Below are 15,700 nucleotides of genomic sequence, written 5' to 3'. Positions count from 1 at the left end.
AACTGTAAAAGTATGGTTACTATTAGTTTAGATTTCTTTGCCAATTAGCCATCCATGCAGCATAAAATAGTGCTGAACTACAGAGAATTTAAATGGTAAGAGGAGTCAATACTGGTTGTTCAATGAAAAGAGGCTATTCATGACCATAGTCACAAACAACCTCTTTAAATATACTGTCTTTTTTATGATAATACTTTTTTTTCAAAACGAATAATATCTACATCCGCTCCAATAATGATTAGAACATCATTTAGTATGAGTTTTTCATCCGCCTGTGGAGAAACAATGATATTATTCCCACGTTTGATAGCTACAATATTGATACCATATCGCGCACGAATATCTAAGTCAATAATGGATTTACTTGCTATTTTCTCATTCACTCTTATTTCCATAATTGAATGTTCATCTGAAAGCTCTAAGTAATCTAATACATTATTAGATAAGATATTATTAGCGATACGGATACCCATATCTCTCTCAGGATGTACTACTTGGTCTGCCCCAATTTTTCGTAGCACTTTTTCGTGATAATCATTTTGTGCTTTCACAGTGATTTTTTTAACACCAATCTCCTTTAGCATTAGTGTTGTAAGAATACTCGATTGAATATCATCACCAATAGCAACTATAACATGCTCGAAGTTTCGGATTCCAAGTGATTTAAGCACTGCTTCATCTGTTGTATCAGCTACTACTGCTTGCGTAGCGATAGTCGCATACTCATCTACTCGCTCGGATGCTATATCAATTGCCATAACATCCGCTCCTTGATCAATAAGTTCTCTAACAATACTACCGCCGAATCTCCCTAAACCGACTACAACAAATTCTTTGTGCATTTTAATGCCCCCTACATATCTAATACAGTAAGTTTACCACATCCAATCAGTTTATAGATACGAAATCTATTAGTCATTATTTGTTCTCATTCATCAGCATAAGTAATCTTTTTTCTAACATCATCATACCTGTTTCTCCCGATTGTTTATGACGTAATAATCCCTTTTTATCAAACAAATAAAAAGAAGGAACAATTCGATTTTGAAATTGTTTAGTTACGATCAGCTCGTGGTCAAGATAAATGTAATCTTCCATCTGTCCTTTTTTAATTGCCTCTTTTATAGGCTTCTCCTGTAAGTCCTCTTTAGATCTTGGCATATGAATACCTATAAGGTGAAAAGTCTCCCCATATTTTGCTTTCCACTGTTTAATGTAATTATATGCTCCGCCACATAAAGAGCAGCTTACTGACCAAAAGTAAACGACAACAGGCTTTTCCCCTATTAACTTTTCAATGTTTATTTGCCCATTTATCCATTTCGAATCAGTCGGTAATAATGGTATTTTGGTACGTAGCTTCACTGCAAATATCCCTTCTTTCTTTAAGCATTCATTTATTATATGCGTACACCAAAAATAGCGTTTATCGCGATTTACAAGCTGAAATACCGTTAACTCAATTTTGGGGAGAAAATCGAGAATAATAATTAGGAATAAACAGCTGGTAAGCTCAACGTAAAACATAGACGAAAAACGCCACGTCGAGTGGCTTCATCTATGTGATCCACATCCCGTGAGCATCGGACCAACATGATATGTGTCAGACGGGCATCGCCTCACGATGCGGTGTTATTTATCTGAGTTCTAATTTCCATCAATGGAGATTCAGAAAACCCCACTGTTAGAAGTTTCACTTTATCTAGCTTAAAAAAACTTTGAAATTCGTCAAATAAATTGTTAAAGTAAACTTTAAGTTGTGTTAAAATAAACTTTGTTTGAAAATAATACTGTTTTATTTCCGAAGGAGCCTAAAAATATGCAAATTGGGAAAAAAATAAAAAGGTTACGCTTAAAAAAAGGTCTTACACAAGAAGAATTAGGCGAAAGAACAGACTTAAGCAAGGGATTTATCTCTCAATTAGAAAGAGATATAAACTCTCCTTCTATAGAAACACTATTTTCGATTTTAAATGTTCTTGGCTCTAAGCCAAAAGATTTTTTTGATGACGAGCAATCATGCACGAAAGTGGTATACCCAACAGAAGAACAGACCGTTTACTTGGACGAAGAAAAAAAGTACAAGCTCCACTGGCTGATTTCAGAATCTAATGAAAATGAAATGGAACCGGTGTTAATTTCACTGGATTCTGGTGGACAATTTAAACAATTTGAGCCTTCTCTTTCCGAGACTTTCATCTATGTTCTACAAGGTAAGGTGACCCTAACTTTAGGTAAGCAAACCTATATTGCATCTGCTGGTGAATCCCTTTATTTTGAAGCAGCTGACAATCATCTTCTACAAAATGCAGATGAGGAAATCGCTAAGGTAATCTACGTCGTTACTAATTCTTATTTGTAAGGAACTTATTTATATAACAATGGAGGTATATTATGTCTGATAATACTATTATTCGTTTTGAGAATGTGACAAAATCATATGACGCAGAAACGACCGTATTAAATAACATCAACTTAGAACTAGAGCGTGGGAAGTTTTACACATTGCTTGGTCCGTCTGGTTGTGGAAAAACAACTATTTTACGATTAATTGCTGGATTTATGCAGCCTACGAGTGGAAGTATTTACTTTAATGGAAAACTCATCAATAACGTGCCTGCCAATGAACGGCAAGTAAATACAGTATTCCAGGACTATGCTTTGTTTCCACATTTAAATGTATTTGAAAATGTAGCATTCGGTCTTCGAATTAAAAAACTTGGCAAAAAAGAAATTGAACAAAAAGTTATAGAAGCACTAAAATTCGTTAACTTAGTAGGTTACGAAAAAAGAGAGATTGCGGAAATGTCAGGTGGACAAAGACAACGTGTGGCAATTGCAAGGGCAATTGTAAATGATCCTGAAATTATTCTATTGGACGAGCCTCTTTCTGCATTGGATTTAAAATTACGCTCAGAAATGCAATATGAACTTCGTGAACTTCAGCAAAGACTTGGTAAAACATTTATATTTGTAACACATGACCAGGAAGAAGCATTGGCAATGTCTGATGAAATCTTCGTTTTAAATGAAGGTGAGATTGAGCAAAGTGGTACGCCAATGGATATTTACGATGAGCCGATTAATCGTTATGTGGCTGACTTTATCGGAGAGTCGAATATTGTTTCGGGTACAATGGTCGCCGATTTCCGCGTAAAAATTGGTGGGAAAGAGTTTGAATGTGTGGACCAAGGACTTAATCCAAATGAAAAAGTGGATATCGTCATACGTCCAGAGGATTTAGAAATAACAGCTGTCGAAAAAGGGAAAATGAAGGTAAAAGTAGATACGCAATTATTCAGAGGAGTTCATTATGAACTTTCTACTTACGATGAAGAAGGAAATGAGTGGCTTGTACACTCAACCAAAAAGGCAGACGTTGGAGAGTTTATAGGCTTAGATTTCGATCCCGAGGCTATTCACGTTATGCGTTTAAATGAAACAGAAGAAGAATTTGATAAACGTCTCGAGTCTTATGGAGAAGACGCATATGCAAACTAAAACCACAAAAACGTTTTATTTAATACCATATTATGTATGGATTGTATTATTTGTTGTTGCACCAATCGCGTTAATCGCCTATTATTCCTTCTTCGATTTAAGTGGAAATTTCACTTTAGACAATTACCTAAGCTTTTTTACATCTGTTTACTTAAAACTAACCCTTAGTTCGTTTTGGTATGCTTTCTTAATAACATTTTTCACTTTAGTTATTGCTTATCCAACAGCCTATTTGCTCACAAAAACGAGACATAAGCAATTATGGCTACTGTTAATCATTATTCCTTCTTGGATCAATTTACTATTAAAAACATACGCATTTATCGGTATTTTTGGTTTATATGGTCCAGTGAACGCATTTTTAAATGTATTTGGATTTGGCGAAACACAAATTTTATTCACAGATTTTAGTTTCGTCTTTGTAGCGGTCTATATATTTATTCCATTTATGATTTTACCTATTTTTAACTCTCTGGATAAATTAAATCCATCCTTAATAGATGCCAGTCGAGATTTAGGAGCATCCAGTTGGACTACTTTTTCAAAAGTTATATTACCGTTAACAATTAATGGCGTTAAAGCAGGGATTCAAGCTGTATTCATCCCTTCCCTCTCATTGTTCATGATTACTCGCTTAATCGCGGGAAATAAAGTTATTACTCTAGGTACAGCTATTGAGCAGCAATTTTTGGTTACACAAAACTGGGGAATGGGATCCACTATCGCAGTTTTCTTAATAATATTTATGGTAATTATTATGATCATTACTGGTCAACGTGATAAGGGGGCTAATTCAAATGGAAAAAACAAGTAAGACAGCAAAGTTTTACTTAGCCCTTGTGTTTATCGTATTATATACACCAATCCTCTATTTGATTTTTTATTCTTTTAATAGTGGTGGTAGCATGAATGGCTTTGAATCATTCACTTGGGAACATTACGCTGCTGTTTTTTCAGATACCCGCCTAATTATGATACTTCTAAACACAGTTATTGTCGCATTACTTTCGGCGTTAATTGCAACTATTATTGGTGTTTTCGGTTCAATCGGTATTGTATTTATGCGAAATAAATCACTGCGGAAATCTATCCTTTCTTTAAATAATGTTCTAATCGTTAGTCCAGATGTTGTAATTGGGGCATCTTTCCTAATCCTCTTTACTGCTATTGGAGTAAAACTTGGATTTGCATCTGTTTTAATCTCACATATTGCATTTAGTATTCCGATAGTAGTATTGATGGTATTACCTAAGCTACAAGAGATGAATAGCACGCTTATAGATGCAGCGGCAGATCTTGGGGCAACTAAACGTGATATTTTGACTCGTGTTATTATCCCTTTTATTAAACCTGGAATTTTCGCAGGATTTTTTATGGCTTTAACATATTCTTTAGACGATTTTGCAGTAACATTCTTTGTAACTGGAAATGGCTTTAGCACACTTTCTGTCGAAATTTATTCGATGGCAAGAACCGGTATTACGTTAACTATTAATGCATTATCTGGAATCGTCTTTATCGTGACACTTCTTCTCGTTGTTGGCTATTACTTTGTTAGCCAACGTGGGAAAAACCCTGTCGGAATGGGGGTTCGAAAATGAAAGAAATAATAAGAGCATCCATAGCTATTGTTGCCGTTTGTATCATTTTGTTTGGTGTTAACAAATATTTAAATCAAAGCTCGGGTAATGCAGGTAGTGATACATTGACAATCTTTAACTGGGGTGAATATATTGATCCCGATTTAATCACTCAATTTGAGGAAGAATCCGGCTACCGCGTTGTTTATGAAACTTTCGATTCCAACGAAGCAATGATGACGAAAATTGAACAAGGCGGAACTTCATATGATATCGCGGTACCATCCGAGTATGCGATTGATAAGATGAAAGAAAATGATTTATTGCTTGAAATTGATCATTCTAAAATTCCGAACTTAAGTAATATTGATCCATATTTTTTAGATTTAGCATTTGACCCAAAAAATAAATATTCCATCCCTTATTTTTGGGGTACAGTTGGAGTAGTATTCAATCCTACTCTACTAGATGGACAAACCTTTGAGAGTTGGGAAACGCTTTGGGATCCTTCCTTAAAAGGAGAAATTTTACTTGTAGATGGTGCACGAGAAATCATTGGAATGGGGTTAAACAGCCTAGGTTATTCCCTTAACTCCACTGATGAAAAAGAATTAAAGGAAGCTACAGCTAAACTAAAGGAATTGACCCCAAATGTAAAAGCAATTATCGGGGATGAAGTAACACCTTTAATGATAAATGAAGAAGCTTCAATAGCTATAACTTTCTCTGGCCAAGCAGCAGACATGATGTGGGAAAACGAAGATTTAGATTATGCAGTTCCTCAAGAGGGATCTAATTTATGGTTTGATAATATGGTTATCCCTAAAACAGCAGCCAATGTTGAAGGAGCTCATGAGTTTATCAACTTTATGTTAGATGCCGAGGTTTCTGCACAAAATGCAGATTATGTTGGATATTCGATACCAAACTCTGCAGCGGTTGAGCTAATGGATGAAGAAGTAACTTCTGATGAAAGGTTTTATCCTCCAGAAGATGCTCGAGAAAACCTGGAAGTTTATAAAAACTTAGGTCTGGAAATGCTCGGTAAATATAACGAGCTATTTTTAGAATTTAAAATGAGTACTAACTAAATAGGAGAGCCGTCGCTAAGACGGCTCTTTTTATTGTGTAGAAAGCATATAAAAATGTAGATGGACTATAAAGAAAGAGTGATTGAATAATCCTAATGATTTCCCTTTCAGGTGGACTCTTGCAGTGGACGTTGGCGTTGGCCTCCTCGCTCGGAAAACCTAGGCTCCTGCGATTACACGTCACAAAGACATTATACAAACAAAGTTTGGCCAATGCCTTCGCTGGGGGGCTTCGAAATTTTTTTTCGACGAGCTTGCGCAGGAGCAAGGGAAACGGCTGAAGACATGCCAATGGAAAGCGTCCACTCGGAGCGGATCAACTGCATATTTACCTTTACCTAGGGGACCAGACTCTTTTCACTCGGTTTTTCTTATGTCAAAAATCATATAATTCGTTACACGAAAGTTTTTATTCTTTGAGGAATATGGTAGAATCGATAGACGTGTAGAAAGTATTTACAGAAAGCAGGAATTTTATGACAAAGAAAACAAACAACTCTGCATTATATATATTAATGTTTAATATGTTTATAGCAATGTCTGGGATAGGATTAGTAATACCAGTAATGCCTCAATATCTAGAAACATTCGGAGTCGCTGGTCAGGCATTAGGCTTTATAATAGCTTCCTTTGCTTTTGGCCAGTTTTTATTTTCACCATTAGCTGGTGACCTATCTGATACTTTAGGACGAAAAAAACTAATCATTGTGGGACTAATCATTTTCGCTGCCTCTCAATTATGGTTTGGACTTGCTACTCACGAATGGATGTTATACTCTGCACGGTTTATAAGTGGTATTGGAGGTGCATTTTTAGTTCCAGCGACTATGGCATTTGTAGCAGATATAACCACTTTAGAAGAACGTGGAAAAGGAATGGGTCTTTTAGGGGCATCAATGTCTTTAGGATTTATGATTGGGCCAGCGCTAGGAGGATTTTTAGCAAAAGTCAGTTTAACATTCCCGTTTTATATGGCTTCTATTGCAGCTGTAATTGCAGCTGTTGTTTCAGTTATTATTCTACCTGATATTAAAAATGCTATTTCGGAGACTCCACCAGAGCCTAAAAAACGTGAAAATATATTAACACAAATGAAAAATTCATTGAAAACTCCTTACTTTATGATGTTAGTTATCATATTTGTTTTCACTTTTGGTATAGCAAATTTCCAAACGACATTTTCATTATATGTAGATCATAAGTATAATTACACTCCTCAAGATATAGCCGTTGTTTTAACTGTAGGTGGATTTATAGGTGTTATCGTACAAACCTTAGTAGTTGAGAAACTATTTAAACGTTTTGGTGAATTAAATGTTATCCTAGTCAATCTAGTAGTTGCTGCTATAGCATTTCTACTGTTCTTCGTGGTAGATGGTTTTGCCCTTGTATTAGTTGTTGCATCGATATTTTCGACTGCTACTACACTCATTCGTCCAGCAGTTAATACTGTTATATCTAAATTGGCAGGGAATGAGCAAGGTTTTGCTGCAGGTATGAATAATGCTTATATGAGTTTAGGAAGTATGATTGGTCCAGCTCTTGCAGGAATGTTTTTTGATATTAATATTAATTATCCATTCATCGTAGGATCCGTTATTTTATTAGCTTCTTGGGCTATCACACTTGTTTGGATTAAAAGAAAGAAACCAGTAGTTTAATCGTAAAAGCAGACTATTGAGTGCTATATACTGACTGTTTTTAAAGGGGGTAGTCGTGACTGACGTCAGGACTACCCCCTCTTTTTTATTTAAGGCATTACCAAGTGAATATCCCATTTTATAAAAGCAGGACTCCTCGCGGTGATCTAATTTTCATTTACTTCAATGACTTCATTTAATTCGAACGGTTAATTTTATACTACTTATCTTTTTTTCTTTTCTCTAACTAACTTTCCTACATTCGTTGTAGTAGTCGAATTTACTGGCTCTAACTTTTTCCTAGATCTTTTGAACGGAGCAAATAATAGATTGAATCCGAATCTTCTAATCGTGATATCAATAAAGAACAATATGATAGCTACCAATAAAAGAAAGTGTTGGATAGATTGTTTCTCTGAGCTAGATAGTTCCATTTCACGGAATACTTCAGAAGGTTCCGTTAGTAGCTTTCCATTCGTTCTGTTAGTAATCATCTCTAGAGTTTCTGTACTCGGCTTTTGTATTTTGTATTCCTCACTATAAGGAATGGAAATACCTGCTTGATATACAGCATCCTGTTCATTTGAAATACGGAAGAACACAAGTCCGGGATCACTATCTACCGTTACTCTTGCTTTACCAGGCGCAAGTGCTTCGCTTGTAACTGAAAGCTCTTCTCCTTTTTCATTGACAGCAGCTACCTCCAAAAATGACGACTTGCCAGATGGATCCGTAACGGTAAATGATTCGTCTGCTGATTTTTGGATGGAAAAGGGCACATCACTATAGGCTGGTAACAACTTTGATACAGCCGTATTCCAAAAGTCTCCCCAATTCTTCCATCTTGCAAAGTCACCGCTCCATTCACCTGTTGAATCCGATGTAAATGCTATCGTCCGACCGAGTCCATACATCCATTCAGCTAATACTGGATCCTCTTTTTCACTTTCAGCAATAATGGATGCTGTTTGTTTCGGTGTAGTTGCAATATAAGCATTCAATTGCGGAACTCCTTCTGAAAATAAGCTCGTCCATGCTGCGTCCCCATAAATAGTTGGATAGAACGGATTATCTTCAATATAAGTCCTAGAAATCATTGCTGTCTCGGTGGACATTATCGCTGGAATGGTGGATTCATCCTGGACATCATAAAACGTTCCCCCTCCCATTTCTGCTAAGCTTTCCAATAATGCCCTATCCGCATCTTGGCCAACAGCAACGGTGGAAACAGTTATTAACTCCTTTGTCCCATTCTCTATTAACGTTTGATAATCATTACTTGTAGCTGATTGTCCATCCGTCAATAATATAATATGCTTTCGCTGAAGTTTGAGAGGAGATAGTTTTTCGTATGCTGCAGCTAGACTCGTATAAATTTCTGTTCCCCCACCTGGCCCTACTGATAGTATACTTTCAACCGCAGACTCTTGATCATTTAATGGAGCAGCTTCAATAATTTCCCATGGACGATCATCGAATGCGATAAAACCAAGTGTATCTCCTTCTCGAAGCATTTCCACAGAACGTGCCGCTGCTTCCTTCGCATATTCTAATTTTGTTCCACTCATACTACCAGATCGGTCCATCACGATGATTAACCCAAGTGAAGGAAGTTGCTGTTTTCCTTTTATCTCCATCTCAACTGGTAATAAACGTTCAATTGGACTCTTAAAATAGCCTCCTAAACCAAAGCTATTTTTCCCTCCAACCATCATAAAGCCGACACCAAAGTTTTTCACCGCCTGTTCAATTACTGTCATCTTTTGTTCACCAACGACGTGACCTGGTACATTATCAAATATAATCGCATCATATGCTAAATAATTCGATAGATCGAAAGGCAACACACTAGCATCAATAACGTCTGTTGAAATTGCCTGTTGGTCAATCACAGCTGCGATATTAGAAGAATTACCATCATGAGTGACTACTAACAGTCGAGGTGAGCTCTCTACATTTGTAACACTTGTCAGCTTGTTATTCTCAATCAGCCCATCTTCTGCAAGAACTACTTGAGCTTCATATTTAAGTAGTCCTTCCCCCTTAGATGCATTTCGAAATGTATAAGTATTAGTTCCTGGTTCTATTTTAATTTGTTCTCTTGTTATTAGCTGATCATTTTGATATATAAGTAACTCTGCAGCTGAATCACTTGTCGCCTCTAGTGTGACATTCAGTTGTTGTTGCTCACCTTCAAATGCTACCGGCGGTGTCTCAAAAGAAGTAATTGCCACATCTTCCGACGACAATCTTGCCCTTTGAACAACATCTATCGTGACATTTCCTCCAGCAATTTTCACAATTTCATCTTTGACAGAACCAACCGTTTCTAACCCATCCGTAAAGAGAACAATTCGTGTTGCCTTGTTAGGCTCTACAATGCCTGTTGAAAGCTGTAGTGCTTTTGCTAGATCAGTATTTCCTGCTTCTGCCATCGGGCTAAAAACAGGTAAATTTATTTCTCCATCAGTTAAGGCAATTTCTGTTTGAAAGTTCTCTGCAAACGTATATACACCTACTAGATGAGAAGACTTTTTAGATTGTAAGCTTTCGTCTATCCATTCTGTTATTTGCTGATCAGTCCCTTGTAAGGAAGCTGAACGGTCTATCAAAAATAGAACCTGTTCTTCCTTAATAGGTAATAATAAATATGGATTAGTAATACCTAATATCAAACAGAGAATTGCTATAATTCTTATACAAAATACTATTTTACCTTCTTTTTTTAATAACTTTTTATCTTTTTTCCAAGTCCAAATAAAATAAATACCAATAGGAATTAGTAGCAATAGCCACAGTGGTTGGTCAACTCGTAAATCCACGTCGTCTTTGCACCTCCCACTCTATAACACATAATATTACTAATAAGATTAATAGATAAGGAACAAAGGAATGAGCTTGGTAGTCATCCTCCCCATTTGTCTGCTGGTTGTTTACTTTATATGAAATTCCTTTATCAATCACTTTTTCTTCTTGTGGCAATATAACAGAAAGATTTTTCACGATATCGTTCGAACGCAGTGCATATAAACCTGGTTCACTTGGTGCAAGGAATTTCCCACCATTTTCAATGGTATATTCATACTCATCACCCATCGTATAAATTTCCCACTCCTCTGTAGCTCCAAGGGATAGAGGCTTTCGCTCGTTTGGAGTGAATGTTCCTATGTAATCACTTCCCACTGAAAGATACTCCTTCACACTCCACATGAAAAGGGGGAACGTTGGACTTAATGGCCAATCCGTCATTTGAATATCTGCAAGGATAATAATATCTCCGGTTTCAGAGGTCTGGATAAAAGGATTGTCCCCAACAGTAGCAATAGTAGTATAACCGTCAACAGGGGGATATAATGAGCTTACATATATATCTGATAAATCAGCAAACGCAAACAAAGGAGATTCGTTTGTCTTCACTATTCCATTTACTTCTTTTGGTGATACATCATTCCTCCCTATATACAAGGTTGGTTTCTCATTTTCATCATCTATTCCAAATTGATTGGTAACAATTATACCTTCTTCCTTTAACAACTCTACTTGTTCTGAGGGTACACTGCTCACATTAATATCTAATGACTGGAAGGCAGTTCGAACTAGCGAATGAATGGAGCTGTCTATGAAAACATTAGTCAATTGATCTTGCATAAAAACGATCGTCTCATTATCTAATAGGTAAGAATCCTTGATGTCTATACTTGCTTTCAAATAACTTGAGGTACTAAGCTGTTCAAATGACAACGTAATTGTTTCCTTTGGTGGTAATATAACTTCTTCAGTCAATAATTTCTTCTCTTCATTTGATATTATAAGCTCAGTTGTGAACTCCTTATTTGACTGATTCTCCAATTGAACTAGCGTAGAGATTCCATTTGTAGTTTCTGTTGCACCAAAACGTTTAATAGATACATTCGTAATATCTGTCGTTAAAGCTTCGACATTCCAGCTTACATTTTCATGCTGCAAAGGAAGTGATTGTCTGTCTAATTCATCAGTAAAAATATATACAGAGGTCGCTTTTTTTTGGAAAAAAGATTGGGCAAAATCCAATGATTTTGACATATTTTCCGCTTCATAGCTTATTTCTAGTTTCTTAATTTCATTTACCATTTGCTCTGTATTTGTTTCTTGACGTAATAGGACAGTTGGTTCATTTCCAGTTGTGATTAAAGTAAGTGGTTTGCCTGATAATTGCTCGACTAGTTCAACCATTTTCTTTCTATGTTGTTCAAAAAGAGAAGTAGAATTATTCGCATTTACTTTCATTGTTGCAGAAGTATCTACGATAAATACAATCTGTTCTCCAGCAATAGCTTTCGTTTTCCAATATGGTTGAAGTAGTGCTAGAACAAGTAAAATCATTGCAACCATTTGTAGATAAAACAAAGTATTACGCTGCAGATGCTGCAAATAAGGAGAAGCTTTTGTTTCCTTCATTGCCTCCTGCCAAAATAAAGTAGAAGAAACAGATTGTTTTACATACTTTTTTCGGAAAAAATAATACAGAAGTACAGCGATTGGGAAAATTGCTGTCCAAGCATATATTAATTGATTAATACCCAAACCTTATCACCTCATTGCACCCAATTTGCTCGTAGTAACTGATGAAACATCGTATGCGAAATACCTTCATCTGCATTAACTTGAAGTAATTTAATACCAAACCTATGACAAAGTAGTTCTATTCGCTGTTGGTGCTCTTTTCTTTCCTGATGATATGCTTCTAGTACTCGAGAAGATATCGATACATTTACTTGTTCCGAAGTTTCAATATCCTCCAATTGCACATCTCCACCATAAGATGGATCTAACTCTTCACCAGTAACAACTTGTAAAACTCGAATATCGCCAGCAAATTTTGGTAGCTTTTGAAGGAATCTTTCCCATGACTCAATACTTTCCAGGCAATCCGTTATGACAAATAAAACTGTACTATCCTTTGGTAGAAATGGAAGTGCATGATCTGTAAAAGAAGAACTCATAGCTGGCTCGTCTATATCAGAAATAGTTTGGATGAAGGCTTTCCGGTAGGTTGCTCCCTTTCTTCTGAAAGGGGACTTCTTACCTTCACTAACAGCTGAAAAGGATAATCGATCATCCCTCTGAAGTACAAGAATCCCCAAAGATGCTGCTAATTGTTTAGCAAAGTTCCATTTAATAGGTTGCCCCATTGACTTTGTAGTATCAAGTAAAATATGCACTCGCATTTCTTGTTCGTCTAAAAACCGTTTGATAAAATAATTATCTGTACGTGCATACACATTCCAATCTATTTGCCGTACATCATCACCAGGTGAGTATTCCCGAAAGTCTGAAAAGTCTAACGAAGCACCAAAACGTTGTGAGCGATGAGAACCTTTATGCTGACCTCTTAGTTTCGATTTAGATGTTATCGATAATCTACTTAGTTTCCCAGCCCAATCCTTTGGAACTAATTGTTCATTAATCATATAGCTTGTCCTTGCTTAACTGTTTGTAGGATAAGGTCAATCAGTTCATCTGCTGTTTTCCCTTCTGCTTCCCCTTCATAATTAAGTAATAAACGATGTCTCAATACAGGCTTAGCAACTGTTTTAATATCTGCAATTGATACATGATAACGCCCAGCAACTAGCGCTCTGGCTTTAGCAAGCTTGATCAAACTTTGTAATCCACGTGGACCACTTCCATATTGAACATACTGAGCAATTTCAGGAATGCTAGCTTCTTTGGGATGTGTAGCTGCAATGATATCCACTGCGTATTCCAACATATCATCTGCTATAAGTACTTCCTTTACCATCTGCTGGGCATGTACTATTTCTTCTGCATTCATTATTTTATTCAATAGAATCGTTTGCCCACCCGTCGTACGTTTAGTTATTTCCATTAATTCGGCTTTGGAAGGATACGATACAAGTATTTTACATAAGAAACGGTCCATTTGAGCTTCTGGTAATGGATAGGTTCCTTCCATTTCAATTGGATTTTGAGTAGCAAGAACGAAAAAAGGTCTATCCATTTGTTTGGTTTCCCCTAGCACGGTGACTGTTTTTTCTCCCATTGCTTCTAGAAGTGCACTTTGCGTTTTAGGTGTTGCTCGATTTATCTCATCTGCTAATACCATTTGGCTAAAAATTGGTCCTTTTTGAAAGGTAAATTGTTGTTTTCCATTTTCTAATCTTTCAATCATACTCGTACCAGTGATATCCGAAGGCATTAAATCCGGGGTAAACTGAATACGAGAAAAGGATAAATCTAAAACTTCCGAAACTGTTCGTATGAGCATCGTTTTACCTAACCCAGGTAAACCTTCTAGTAAAGCATGCCCATCTGCTAACACACAGTAAATAGAAAACTCGACTGCCTCCTTTTGACCAACGATAAATTGCCCTATTTCAGTTCGAACATCGCCTAAACGATTACTCATATTCATATAGTCTTCTGTTGTAAAAGTCATATTTCCCTCCGTTATTCACTATTTTCAACTGACGAAAAGTAATCTTGAACAATCCTTTGTAAATCTGATGGTAACTGCATACGTTCAGAGGTTTTTATATAGGACTCTGAGTATTCATTGACCACTTCTTCATATGGTCTTGCGGAGCCACGAGTTATGGGGGTATCGGCAGGTTGTTCACTAGCGGAATCTCCGTCTCCAAGTTCACCTGGATCGACTGATGTTTCTCCAGTTCCTCCAATCCTTGAGGGAATAGAGAGTAAATCTCTACTTCCTAAACCTAAACCTGCACCAGACCCAGCTCCAGTACCTTGACCTTGACCTTGACCTTGGCCTTGGCCTTGTCCTTGGCCTTGTCCCTGTCCTTGGCCTTGTCCTTGGCCTTGGCCTTGTCCTTGGCCTTGGCCTTGCCCTTGCCCCTGTCCTTGGCCTTGGCCTTGCCCTTGCCCCTGTCCTTGGCCTTGGCCTTGACCCTGGCTTTGGCCTTGGCCCTGGCTTTGTCCTTGGCCTGTTTGATTATTCCCCTGTTTACCTTTATTTTTGCTAGAAGATTGACTATTTTTACTTCCTTTAGCGATCTCACTTGAACTGAACGGTAAAGATTTACCCATCTTACTTAACGTAGTTTGAGAATTAGATGCACTTTTAGCTAGTGAATTATTAGTATCTATTAGAGATGCTAACTCTTTTTGCTCCTCGACTGTTAAAGAAGAGTCAGATGCACCTTCCAGCTGAGGCACCTCTTTCTTTTGCTCTAACTTCTGTTCCTTTAGTGCTAATTCCTTTTGTTTTTTCACTACTTCACGTAGAGCTTCTTCTGCTGTATCTACTTCCTTTAGTTTTTCTTTCAGATTATTTAGTTCTTTTTTTACTGGCTTTGACAACTCTTTTTTCTCAAGCTTACTTACCTCTTTCTTTAGTTCCTTAACAATCTTCTGCTCTTGTTCCAAATCCTTTGCCTCTAATTGTGTAGTAGCTGGGAATGCATACAAGAAGAGAACAGCCGCAAATGCCAAAACAAATCCCAAAATCCACTTTGGCTGAAAATACTTTTTGTCGCGTTTCCTAAATAGCTGGAATGCAACTTCACTGTTTTGTACCGCTTTATCTATTAACCCTTTGGAGAGCAAAGACTTTTCCTCGAGGAAAGCTAAAGCACTTACCAATAAATTATCTAGATAGAAGGAATCTAACTTTTGTACTGCTTCACTTTTTGTTGGTCTTTTCCAAAACGCATACAAAAACGTTCCTATAAAAACAGAACTTCCAACAAGAATGGAAGTTCTTAAATAATACGGAAGGACAAACAAACGGGATACTAAAAGAATTAACGCAGTAGCACTAAAACCGTAAAATATAGCAGCTTGGAACATTCTAATATAATGCTCTGCTGCAAGGCTATTTTTAGCTTTTAGAATGTACCGGATTAACTTTTTTGGACTATTCATC

13 protein-coding genes are annotated in these 15,700 nt (G+C 36.8%); 6 read left to right on the top strand and 7 right to left on the bottom strand.

The window, feature by feature from the left end:
• Nucleotides 1-182 precede the first annotated feature (182 nt).
• Both ACQCPR_RS05650 and ACQCPR_RS05645 read right to left on the bottom strand, forming a co-directional pair.
• Nucleotides 183-842 carry a potassium channel family protein gene (locus ACQCPR_RS05650; RefSeq protein WP_090563041.1) on the bottom strand — a complete coding sequence of 220 codons (660 nt, stop codon included), beginning with the start codon at nt 840-842 and terminating at the stop codon, nt 183-185.
• Between the two features lie 76 nt (nt 843-918).
• On the bottom strand, nt 919-1,365 hold the full coding sequence (locus ACQCPR_RS05645) for a TlpA family protein disulfide reductase (RefSeq protein WP_427138469.1): 447 nt from the start codon (nt 1,363-1,365) through the stop codon (nt 919-921).
• Nucleotides 1,366-1,819: 454 nt separating this feature from the next.
• Between ACQCPR_RS05645 and ACQCPR_RS05640 the strand changes: the two genes are divergently transcribed.
• The 6 genes from ACQCPR_RS05640 (at nt 1,820) to ACQCPR_RS05615 (ending at nt 7,833) form a co-directional block, all read left to right on the top strand.
• Nucleotides 1,820-2,362, top strand: a complete 543-nt coding sequence (locus tag ACQCPR_RS05640; protein WP_427138468.1) for a helix-turn-helix domain-containing protein — start codon at nt 1,820-1,822, stop codon at nt 2,360-2,362.
• Nucleotides 2,363-2,394: 32 nt separating this feature from the next.
• Nucleotides 2,395-3,501: an ABC transporter ATP-binding protein gene (locus ACQCPR_RS05635; protein WP_427138467.1), complete on the top strand. Its 1,107-nt coding sequence runs from the start codon at nt 2,395-2,397 to the stop codon at nt 3,499-3,501.
• The gene (locus ACQCPR_RS05630) at nt 3,491-4,315 is read left to right on the top strand and encodes an ABC transporter permease (protein WP_427138466.1); all 825 of its coding nucleotides are present in this window, start codon (nt 3,491-3,493) and stop codon (nt 4,313-4,315) included. Before ACQCPR_RS05635 ends, ACQCPR_RS05630 begins: the two co-directional genes overlap by 11 nt.
• A complete protein-coding gene (locus ACQCPR_RS05625) occupies nt 4,299-5,102 on the top strand; it encodes an ABC transporter permease (RefSeq protein ID WP_241596146.1) in 804 nt (267 codons plus the stop codon). Before ACQCPR_RS05630 ends, ACQCPR_RS05625 begins: the two co-directional genes overlap by 17 nt.
• Entirely contained in the window at nt 5,099-6,172 is a 1,074-nt protein-coding gene (locus tag ACQCPR_RS05620) for an ABC transporter substrate-binding protein (RefSeq protein ID WP_427138465.1), read from the top strand. Before ACQCPR_RS05625 ends, ACQCPR_RS05620 begins: the two co-directional genes overlap by 4 nt.
• A 476-nt stretch (nt 6,173-6,648) precedes the next feature.
• Entirely contained in the window at nt 6,649-7,833 is a 1,185-nt protein-coding gene (locus tag ACQCPR_RS05615; protein WP_090563060.1) for an MFS transporter, read from the top strand.
• A gap of 203 nt (nt 7,834-8,036) precedes the next feature.
• On the opposite strand, the gene ACQCPR_RS05610 is transcribed toward ACQCPR_RS05615, so the two are convergent.
• The 5 genes from ACQCPR_RS05610 to ACQCPR_RS05590 are packed head-to-tail and all read right to left on the bottom strand — an operon-like array spanning nt 8,037 to nt 15,699.
• Nucleotides 8,037-10,634, bottom strand: a complete 2,598-nt coding sequence (locus ACQCPR_RS05610; RefSeq protein WP_427138464.1) for a VWA domain-containing protein — start codon at nt 10,632-10,634, stop codon at nt 8,037-8,039.
• Nucleotides 10,618-12,375 carry a vWA domain-containing protein gene (locus ACQCPR_RS05605; protein ID WP_427138463.1) on the bottom strand — a complete coding sequence of 586 codons (1,758 nt, stop codon included), beginning with the start codon at nt 12,373-12,375 and terminating at the stop codon, nt 10,618-10,620. The genes ACQCPR_RS05610 and ACQCPR_RS05605 overlap by 17 nt, the downstream gene beginning before the upstream one ends.
• A gap of 11 nt (nt 12,376-12,386) precedes the next feature.
• A complete protein-coding gene (locus ACQCPR_RS05600) occupies nt 12,387-13,262 on the bottom strand; it encodes a DUF58 domain-containing protein (protein WP_427138462.1) in 876 nt (291 codons plus the stop codon).
• Nucleotides 13,259-14,251 carry an AAA family ATPase gene (locus ACQCPR_RS05595; RefSeq protein WP_427138461.1) on the bottom strand — a complete coding sequence of 331 codons (993 nt, stop codon included), beginning with the start codon at nt 14,249-14,251 and terminating at the stop codon, nt 13,259-13,261. Before ACQCPR_RS05595 ends, ACQCPR_RS05600 begins: the two co-directional genes overlap by 4 nt.
• Nucleotides 14,252-14,262: 11 nt before the next feature.
• The gene (locus tag ACQCPR_RS05590; protein WP_427138460.1) at nt 14,263-15,699 is read right to left on the bottom strand and encodes a hypothetical protein; all 1,437 of its coding nucleotides are present in this window, start codon (nt 15,697-15,699) and stop codon (nt 14,263-14,265) included.
• Nucleotide 15,700: the final 1 nt, after the last annotated feature.

Origin of the sequence: Psychrobacillus psychrodurans, assembly GCF_050209195.1 — a bacterium.
GTDB lineage: Bacteria > Bacillota > Bacilli > Bacillales_A > Planococcaceae > Psychrobacillus > Psychrobacillus psychrodurans.
This window is presented reverse-complemented; position numbering and strand designations above follow the sequence as displayed.

Coding starts and splice junctions, on each gene's coding strand:
- ACQCPR_RS05650 (WP_090563041.1), bottom strand. CDS start 842: ATGCACAAAGAATTTGTTGTAGTCGGTTTAGGGAGATTCGGCGGTAGT.
- ACQCPR_RS05640 (WP_427138468.1), top strand. CDS start 1,820: ATGCAAATTGGGAAAAAAATAAAAAGGTTACGCTTAAAAAAAGGTCTT.
- ACQCPR_RS05635 (WP_427138467.1), top strand. CDS start 2,395: ATGTCTGATAATACTATTATTCGTTTTGAGAATGTGACAAAATCATAT.
- ACQCPR_RS05630 (WP_427138466.1), top strand. CDS start 3,491: ATGCAAACTAAAACCACAAAAACGTTTTATTTAATACCATATTATGTA.
- ACQCPR_RS05625 (WP_241596146.1), top strand. CDS start 4,299: ATGGAAAAAACAAGTAAGACAGCAAAGTTTTACTTAGCCCTTGTGTTT.
- ACQCPR_RS05620 (WP_427138465.1), top strand. CDS start 5,099: ATGAAAGAAATAATAAGAGCATCCATAGCTATTGTTGCCGTTTGTATC.
- ACQCPR_RS05615 (WP_090563060.1), top strand. CDS start 6,649: ATGACAAAGAAAACAAACAACTCTGCATTATATATATTAATGTTTAAT.
- ACQCPR_RS05600 (WP_427138462.1), bottom strand. CDS start 13,262: ATGATTAATGAACAATTAGTTCCAAAGGATTGGGCTGGGAAACTAAGT.
- ACQCPR_RS05595 (WP_427138461.1), bottom strand. CDS start 14,251: ATGACTTTTACAACAGAAGACTATATGAATATGAGTAATCGTTTAGGC.
- ACQCPR_RS05590 (WP_427138460.1), bottom strand. CDS start 15,699: ATGAATAGTCCAAAAAAGTTAATCCGGTACATTCTAAAAGCTAAAAAT.